We start from the raw sequence: 7,131 nt of genomic DNA on the forward strand, positions 1-7,131 counted from the left end.
CAGAGGAGAGTGAAGGGTATTGAAGCTTCGTGCTTCGCTAAGCACGCAGAAGTTCGGCCCAGCCGACGACAACAGGTTTTGCCGCTTCAAATTTAAACTGAGACACTGCCACGAGGCCGGCTCGCTGCAACCGTGGCTGCACACTCAAGAAACTCGGCCTGCCGGCCATCTGCTATATTCCAAGCCCGCCCTCTCGATTTACGCTGCTTCTGTGGCAGGCCTTCGTTACCACCAGACCGGCAAGAGCGGTTTTGGGGCTGGCTTTGCCCCCTGCTCAGGCTAGGGGCCCGACCAGCCGGACAATTGCATTGGCGATTACTCCGCGATATGCACTTGACATAATCGCGAATTACTCTGACGCGGGACTAAATGACACGGATAGGCCATCGTACGTTTCCGCATTAAGCGGCATCCATCCTCTACCAGACGCCCTTCAGTGACTCTCGTCTTGGTTCCACCAGCGTCACCGATTGCAGCCGCGCCTGGCGAGCCGTCCGTCACGGCGGTGCGCGGCGGCAGGGCATCTTCCTCGTACGCCAACTTCGCGCGAGCCGGTTGAGCCATCTACATTGATCCTGCAGACGTGTGACCACGCAACCTTTCGGCAGTGTCGCCGTTATATGCTGTTGTGCTAATAAATTCGCCAGGAGGGGCAGGCGATGCAAAGGCCGGGGGGCAAACTCACGGAACGGCTTGACGAACTAAGCGCACTTTACGTGCTGACAGACCGCCTTTACAGGGCAAAATCCAACCACGAAGCGTTCGAGGCAGGCCTCGACGCCATCCGCGACGGTCTGGGGTGCCGGCGGGCGTCCATGTTGTTGTTCGACGACGCCGGCGTGATGAGCTTCGTGGCATGGCGGGGTTTATCCGACGGCTACCGGCAGGCCCTTGCAGGGCATTCCCCCTGGAAAGTAGGGGAGCGTAACGCAGAGCCGATTTTCGTATCTGATATTGCCGAGACGGACGAACCCGCAGCTGTAAAGGACAGAATCGCCAGCGAAGGCATCGTCGGTCTGGCGTTCATCCCCCTCATCGCGCAAGGCGAAGTCGTAGGGAAGTTCATGACTTACTACGAACAAAAGCACTCCTTCGCCAGCCACGAGCTTAACCTTGCCACCACAATCGCACGACAGATCGGCTTCTATCTTGAAAGGACCCGAGCGGAAGAAGCTCGGAAAGCCGCAGAAGAGGAGTTGCGCGCGTCCGAACAACAATTCCGCCTAATGTCGGAACATGCACCAGTCATGATCTGGACCTGTGACGCATCCGGTAAGTGTACGAACTTGAACAGCATGCTTCGCGAATTCTGGGGTGTCCCCGTTGAGGAGGTTCCGACCTTCAGTTGGCACACCACCATGCACCCGGATGATGCCGAGGAGATCGGAGCCCGGATGATGGAAGCGCTGGCGACCCAATCGACCGTTTCGGTCCAGGGTCGCTACAAGAATTGCAAGGGCGAGTTCCGCGTCCTGCTCACGGTGGCTCGACCCCATTTCTCGGCCAAGGGGCAATTTCGGGGGCTGATCGGGGTCAATGTCGACGTGACGGAAAGCGAGCAGGCGGAAGCAGCGCTACGCCACAGCGAGGAGCGATTTCGATCGGCGGTGGAGGCGGCTCCAAGTGGCATGGTCATGACGGACGGGAGCGGCCGCATCATCCTGGTCAACCTGCATGCCGAGGCCGTATTCGGCTACGAGCGAGAGGAAATGATCGGCCAAGGGATTGAAATGCTGGTCCCGGACCGGTTCCGCAGCTCACACCCGGTGTTCCGCGGTACCTATGACAGTCGCCCACTTGCCCGTCCCATGGGCGCAGGCCGGGACCTCTATGCACGGCGCAAGGATGGCAGCGAAGTCCCGGTGGAGATTGGGCTCAGCCCAATCCAGACAAGCGAAGGGCTGATGATCCTCGCCTCAGTCGTGGACATCAGCGAGCGCAAGCGATCGGAAGCGCAACGAGAACTGCTGATGGCGGAACTCAACCATCGTGTCAAAAATACCCTGGCAGTGGTCCAGGGCATTGCACACCAGACATTCAGGGGAACGCCCGCCACCGAAGCTCATGCTGCCTTTGAAGGCCGGCTCATGGCCCTCTCGGCCGCGCACAACATCCTGACTCAAACGAGTTGGGAGCACGCGTCCCTGGAACAGCTTGTTGCGGACAGCATTCAGATCAGGGGCACGTTTTCCAATCGGGTATCAGCAAGCGGGCCAGCCGTACTTCTGCAACCCAACCAGGCGCTCGCTGTCGCCCTCGCCCTCCACGAACTGCTGACAAACGCCGTCAAGTATGGAGCTCTTTCCAACGAGGCCGGCAAAGTTTCGGTCGAGTGGTCTCGCACCTCCCTGCCCCGGCCGCGATTGAATCTCATCTGGAGCGAATTGGGCGGCCCTGAGGTCTCGTCTCCGTCGCGGCGAGGGTTTGGCTCCCGTCTGATTACTGGGGGCCTCGCGGCAGATCTGGAGGCGGAGGTCGCCTTGGAGTTCCAGCCTCAGGGGTTGGTCTGCAGGATCGATGCGCCGCTGCCAGATGGGGTGCTTGCACAATGACGACACTGTCTGGAACGCGGGTGCTCCTGGTCGAGGACGAATCCGTAATTGCCATGATGGTGGAGGATTTTCTGACCGACCTCGGCGTCACGGTCATCGGTCCCGCCACTTCGATCAACGCCGCGTTGGAACTGATATCTACAGATCAGATCGACGCGGCCGTCCTGGACCTGAACATAAGGGGCGAATTGAGCGAGCGCGTTGCCGATGCCTTGAGGCTTCGTCGCATCCCGATGGTTTGCGCCACCGGCTACGGCGAGGGAGCGGCTGAGTTCGCGAGAGGAGCCCCGATCATCGACAAGCCCTATTCCAAGGACAAGCTGGCCACGGCCTTGCAATCGGCTCTCCACAGTGCCGGCGGAGTGGACGAGTGAGTCGAAGAGAACCACCATTCCAATCTGCATGTCTGTGCCTGGTGAACCGTGCGTCGACCGACAGATAAGTTTCGGGAAGATAACCTAAAGCTTAGGCTGGCCCTTCGGGCCGCCCCTATAGGGATTTGGGACTGGAACCTCGAAACGAACGAGATGAATTATTCGCCACGGGCTCGGGCGATCTCCGGTTTCTCTCCCGACGAGCCTATCACCCTCGAGAAAGTTCGCGCCGTCACTCACCCAGAGGATTTACCTCGCACGTGGAAACTGGCCGGGATGGCGTTGGATCCTGCGATCAGGAACACCGACCCTTACGAGTACCGGATCGTGCGCGCTGATACGGGCGAGGTTCACTGGGCTCTGGCGCATGGGGAGGCGGTCTTTCAACGCGTCGGCGACACAGTGAAGGCGGTGCGCTTCCTCGGCACCATCCAAGATATCACCGGTCGCAAGCTGGCGGAAAACGCTTTGCGAGAGGCAGAACTCAGGCAGCGACTGGCCATCGATGCAGCCAGAATGGCTGTGTGGGAGCTCGACGTCCCCACGGATCGTCTGAACGTCAGCCCCGAGCTCAATCGAATGTTCGGTTTGGCCGCCGATTCATGTCCCTCCGTCGCGGAACTGCGGATGCTCTTGGCTCCGGGCGACCTAGACAGGATCATGGAAATTCGCGCAAAAGCGGCGATGGGGACTGATCCGCATTTTGAAGCGGAATTCCGTTGCAGGTTGCCCGATGGATCATTGCGCTGGCGACTGCTCCGCGCAGAAATAAAGACCTCCCCCACTGGAGAGCCAAAGCGCATCATTGGCGTTCTAATGGATATCGACGAGCGCAAGCGCGCTGACGAACAGAAGCACCTGCTGCTCCGTGAGGTGCACCATCGAGTGAAGAACTCGCTCGCCGTAATCCAGGCGCTGGCCACTCAAACGTTTGGACGTGGCGCCGCCGATCCGGATGCCCTGAAGAGCTTCCTCGGCAGACTTGCTGCCCTGGCGAAGGCTGCTGATTTAACTGTAGCGCAGCAGGGTCAACCCTCCGGATTGATGGAACTGATCCGCAGCGTTATCGAACCCTTTTGGTCCCCAAACAGGTTCGAACTTCAAGGGGACGCAGTAAGGTTGCCAGCGCGGCTAAACGTGCCGCTTGCACTCGTGTTCAACGAACTCTGCTCGAATGCGGCCAAATTTGGCGCGCTTTCGAATCCAAACGGAACGGTCGGCATACGGTGGGAAATCACGCCGACCGGGCTTGAACTGCACTGGCAAGAACGCGGCGGACCTCCTGTTCCTCCAAGGCTTGACCACGGCTTCGGGCTCAGACTGATTTTGGATGTGTTGCCTGTAGAGTTCGGCAGTGCACAAATTGATCCGCGACTTTCCGGAATTTCGTGCCACATCTTGGTTGCCAATCCCGATTGAACCAACGAAACCACGATCGCCCAATCCGGTAGTGCGTCAGTTTGAAATTACTGCGCGAAATTCGCTAAGCAGCATCGCTGGGTGTAGGGTGCCTTTGTCGTTCGCACCCAACCGAGGCAAACGGACGCTAGAAAGTCATCTCAGGTGCTTTCGCCCGAACAAGGGAGGAGAGCGTTATGCCTTTCTCAAAATTCAGCAGCCGGTTCACGTCTGAAGATCTGAATCTTCTCCAGAAGGTATTCGACCAGCTCTGCCAAGAGCGTCGGCTGCCTCTTAAGGATAGGGACCAGAGGGAACGGCTCGCCTTGCAAGTCATAGCAGCTTTCGAGGGCGGCTTCACCAATAGATTGCGCTGTCCCCGCTGATATAGATCACGGGCATCATCGCATTGGCTTGCCGCACATGCCGTGCAATGTCCAACCGGAGATGCCGTCACCGAGTCGGATGTCCGAGATCAAAGCGTTGAACGATCCGGGGGCGGCATCAAAGGCTGACAGGGCTTGCGCAGCGCTAGTCACACCCACAACTTTGAAGCCAGATTCTTCAAGCCCGCCTTCGAGGTCGAGCAATATCAGTGGTTCGTCTTCAACGACCAGAACCAACCCATTCATCATTAAAAATCGTTCCCCTCTGGCGTCGCCAACGCGCGGAGGGCTTTTCAGTTCCGTCTAAAATAATAAGTTGTCAGACAAATGCCGTAGCGGCGACCAGGATGATCCCGATAGCCGCCGAAGTCATGACGACGACCATCGCTATCTCGAACGTGCCGCCGCCGTTCCCTACGCGTCCTGCCATTTTGGCGCTCCCCAGTCGTTCCCGACCTTTTTTGTTTTTCCCTTCCCCAAGCAAAGACCAAAAGCGGCATGCGGCGGAATCACCTATGTTAATGGCGAGTAAAAATGCCTCGGTAGGCGCTAGGCGCTACCCAGCCGCAGGGGAATGACCGGCGCGACCCGGGGGTTCATTGGGGGATGCAGGCCCGCACCGGTCACTGCGGGTTGATCGGACGTCCCTCCCCGCATTGCCTAAAATATTGTATATTAGCAATTGCGCAACTAAGCTTTTTGGCGCTGTCCAGCTGTAGCCTGTGGAAACCGGGTATCGCGGCGATTTCACTTCGAGTCACATTAGGAATCGCTCAGGTTGTGTTACGTTAGATGAATCGAATCCATAGGTTGTAACCGAGAGCCAAAGACCGGCCACCCTATTTGTCATGAGGATCAACAACTTAATGGCAACTTCACCTCGACTTCCGGCCACCCCTAAACAGCTCCCGCTTGACCTTGGAATTGAGGTTGAAAAGGACGTAAACGGCATCGAAATGGGCGTGCTTGAAAACGGCATGGCCTATCTCACGCAACGCGGCCTTTCCGCCATCTGTGGCGCGGCGCGATCTACTATTCAGGAAATTACAAAGGAGTTGGAAAAAACAATTTCGGCCTTGATCCCCAGCGCGGCCGATCGCTTTATTTTTCAGAATATCTCAGGCAAGCCGGTTACGACGAACCGACGCTCTACATGGAGATACAGCATAAGGGTTCCACCCATTATGCCTATCCCGAAGTCGTATGCATGGCTTTCATTGAATTCTTCGCCTTCGAGGCGCAAAGGACAAATGACACGGCCATCCTGAACTTCCGCTGCCGCGGTGGGCGATGATGGCGTCCAGTTCCCGAGCGACGCGGGCGCCCGACAGCGACTTATCCGCGACCAGCGCCAGGAATTCCCGCGTGAAGTCGTCGACGACGACCAGAACCCGGAACCGTCGTCCGTCCGTGAAGGCATCGCTGACGAAATCCAGGCTCCAGCGCTCGTTCATCCGGCCCGGCGCGATCATCGGCCTTCTCGTTCCCAAGGCCCGCTTGCGGCCGCCACGCTTGCGGACCTGGAGCTTCTCCTCCCGATAAAGCCGCCGCAGCTTGTTCTGGTTCATCACGATCCCTTGCCGTTCAAGCATGATGTGGATGCGCCGGTAGCCAAAGCGGCGGCGCTCGGCAGCCACCGTCTTCGTCGCGGCTCGAACGATGGCATCGTCCGGCCGGATGCTTGTGTAGCGAACGCTCGAGCGATCGACGAAAAGAGCCTTGCACAGCCGACGCTGGCTCACCCCATGCCGCTCGCAGGCATGGACCACAGCGCATCGCTTGGCATCGGGCGTCACCATTTTCTCGCGGCGACATCCTTCAGGATGGCATTGTCCAGCATCTGCTCGGCCAGCAGCTTCTTCAATTTGACGTTCTCCTCCTCCAAAGCCTTCAGCTTGCGGGCGTCGGAAACGTCCATGCCACCAAACTTGGCCTTGTATTTGTAGAAGGTTGCTTCCGAGATCCCGTGCTTGCGGCAGACATCGGCGGTCTTCACTCCCGCCTCCTGCTCCTTCAAAATCGCGATGACTTGTTCTTCCGTGAACCGTGAACGCTTCATTCGTCCGTCTCCTTGAGCGGAACGGACTCTACCAAAAACTGGAGGAGCTTCAGGGTCTCAGGTCAGGTCATAGCACGAATGTCCCATTTCGTTTCTCCTTCGGCCATGATTGGCCACCGGAGAAACGCCAGTAGACGGTTGCGGGCCGCAAGCGGACCGCCAGCTCGAGGCAGCGAGATCTATAAAGCTGACGTACAGTTCTGCATGAGCAGCATCCTGATGTGACCACAACAGCGGACGTTCGGACGGACTTGGCTTGTGACGGACCAAAGCTGACATTACTAGCTCGCACAAAAGGGACGACCCTGCATCCCATTTGCGATATAATGCCCGACAAAGCCTCTACCGCCTGGGAGAAGGCA

At 58.2% G+C, this 7,131-nt stretch carries 5 protein-coding genes and 1 pseudogene; 4 read left to right on the forward strand and 2 right to left on the reverse strand.

The window, feature by feature from the left end; translation table 11 throughout:
* Positions 1–659 precede the first annotated feature (659 nt).
* The 3 genes from FJW08_RS27335 to FJW08_RS27345 are packed head-to-tail and all read left to right on the forward strand — an operon-like array spanning position 660 to position 4,345.
* On the forward strand, positions 660–2,552 hold the full coding sequence (locus tag FJW08_RS27335) for a PAS domain S-box protein (protein ID WP_140813035.1): 1,893 nt from the start codon (positions 660–662) through the stop codon (positions 2,550–2,552).
* Between the two features lie 20 nt (positions 2,553–2,572).
* Entirely contained in the window at positions 2,573–2,926 is a 354-nt protein-coding gene (locus tag FJW08_RS27340; protein ID WP_140758173.1) for a response regulator, read from the forward strand.
* A 48-nt stretch (positions 2,927–2,974) separates the two neighbouring features.
* Positions 2,975–4,345 carry a PAS domain-containing protein gene (locus FJW08_RS27345; RefSeq protein ID WP_140813036.1) on the forward strand — a complete coding sequence of 457 codons (1,371 nt, stop codon included), beginning with the start codon at positions 2,975–2,977 and terminating at the stop codon, positions 4,343–4,345.
* 380 nt (positions 4,346–4,725) lie between these two features.
* On the opposite strand, the gene FJW08_RS27355 is transcribed toward FJW08_RS27345, so the two are convergent.
* Positions 4,726–4,959, reverse strand: a complete 234-nt coding sequence (locus FJW08_RS27355) for a hypothetical protein (protein ID WP_181183066.1) — start codon at positions 4,957–4,959, stop codon at positions 4,726–4,728.
* Positions 4,960–5,576: 617 nt separating this feature from the next.
* Here FJW08_RS27355 and FJW08_RS27360 point away from each other — a divergent pair.
* Positions 5,577–5,978 (forward strand): hypothetical protein, encoded by a 402-nt coding sequence (locus FJW08_RS27360; RefSeq protein WP_140813037.1) that lies wholly within the window; start codon positions 5,577–5,579, stop codon positions 5,976–5,978.
* Positions 5,979–5,987: 9 nt separating this feature from the next.
* On the opposite strand, the pseudogene FJW08_RS33110 reads toward FJW08_RS27360, so the two are convergent.
* Positions 5,988–6,769 (reverse strand): annotated as a pseudogene (locus tag FJW08_RS33110) (IS3 family transposase); the annotation flags it as partial.
* Positions 6,770–7,131 lie beyond the last annotated feature (362 nt).

This window comes from Mesorhizobium sp. B3-2-1, assembly GCF_006439515.1.
In the GTDB taxonomy this organism is placed as follows: Bacteria; Pseudomonadota; Alphaproteobacteria; order Rhizobiales; family Rhizobiaceae; genus Mesorhizobium.

Excerpts from the sequence above, each read along its gene's own strand:
- FJW08_RS27335 (WP_140813035.1), top strand. The coding sequence starts at position 660 with ATGCAAAGGCCGGGGGGCAAACTCACGGAACGGCTTGACGAACTAAGC.
- FJW08_RS27355 (WP_181183066.1), bottom strand. The coding sequence starts at position 4,959 with ATGATGAATGGGTTGGTTCTGGTCGTTGAAGACGAACCACTGATATTG.
- FJW08_RS27360 (WP_140813037.1), top strand. The coding sequence starts at position 5,577 with ATGGCAACTTCACCTCGACTTCCGGCCACCCCTAAACAGCTCCCGCTT.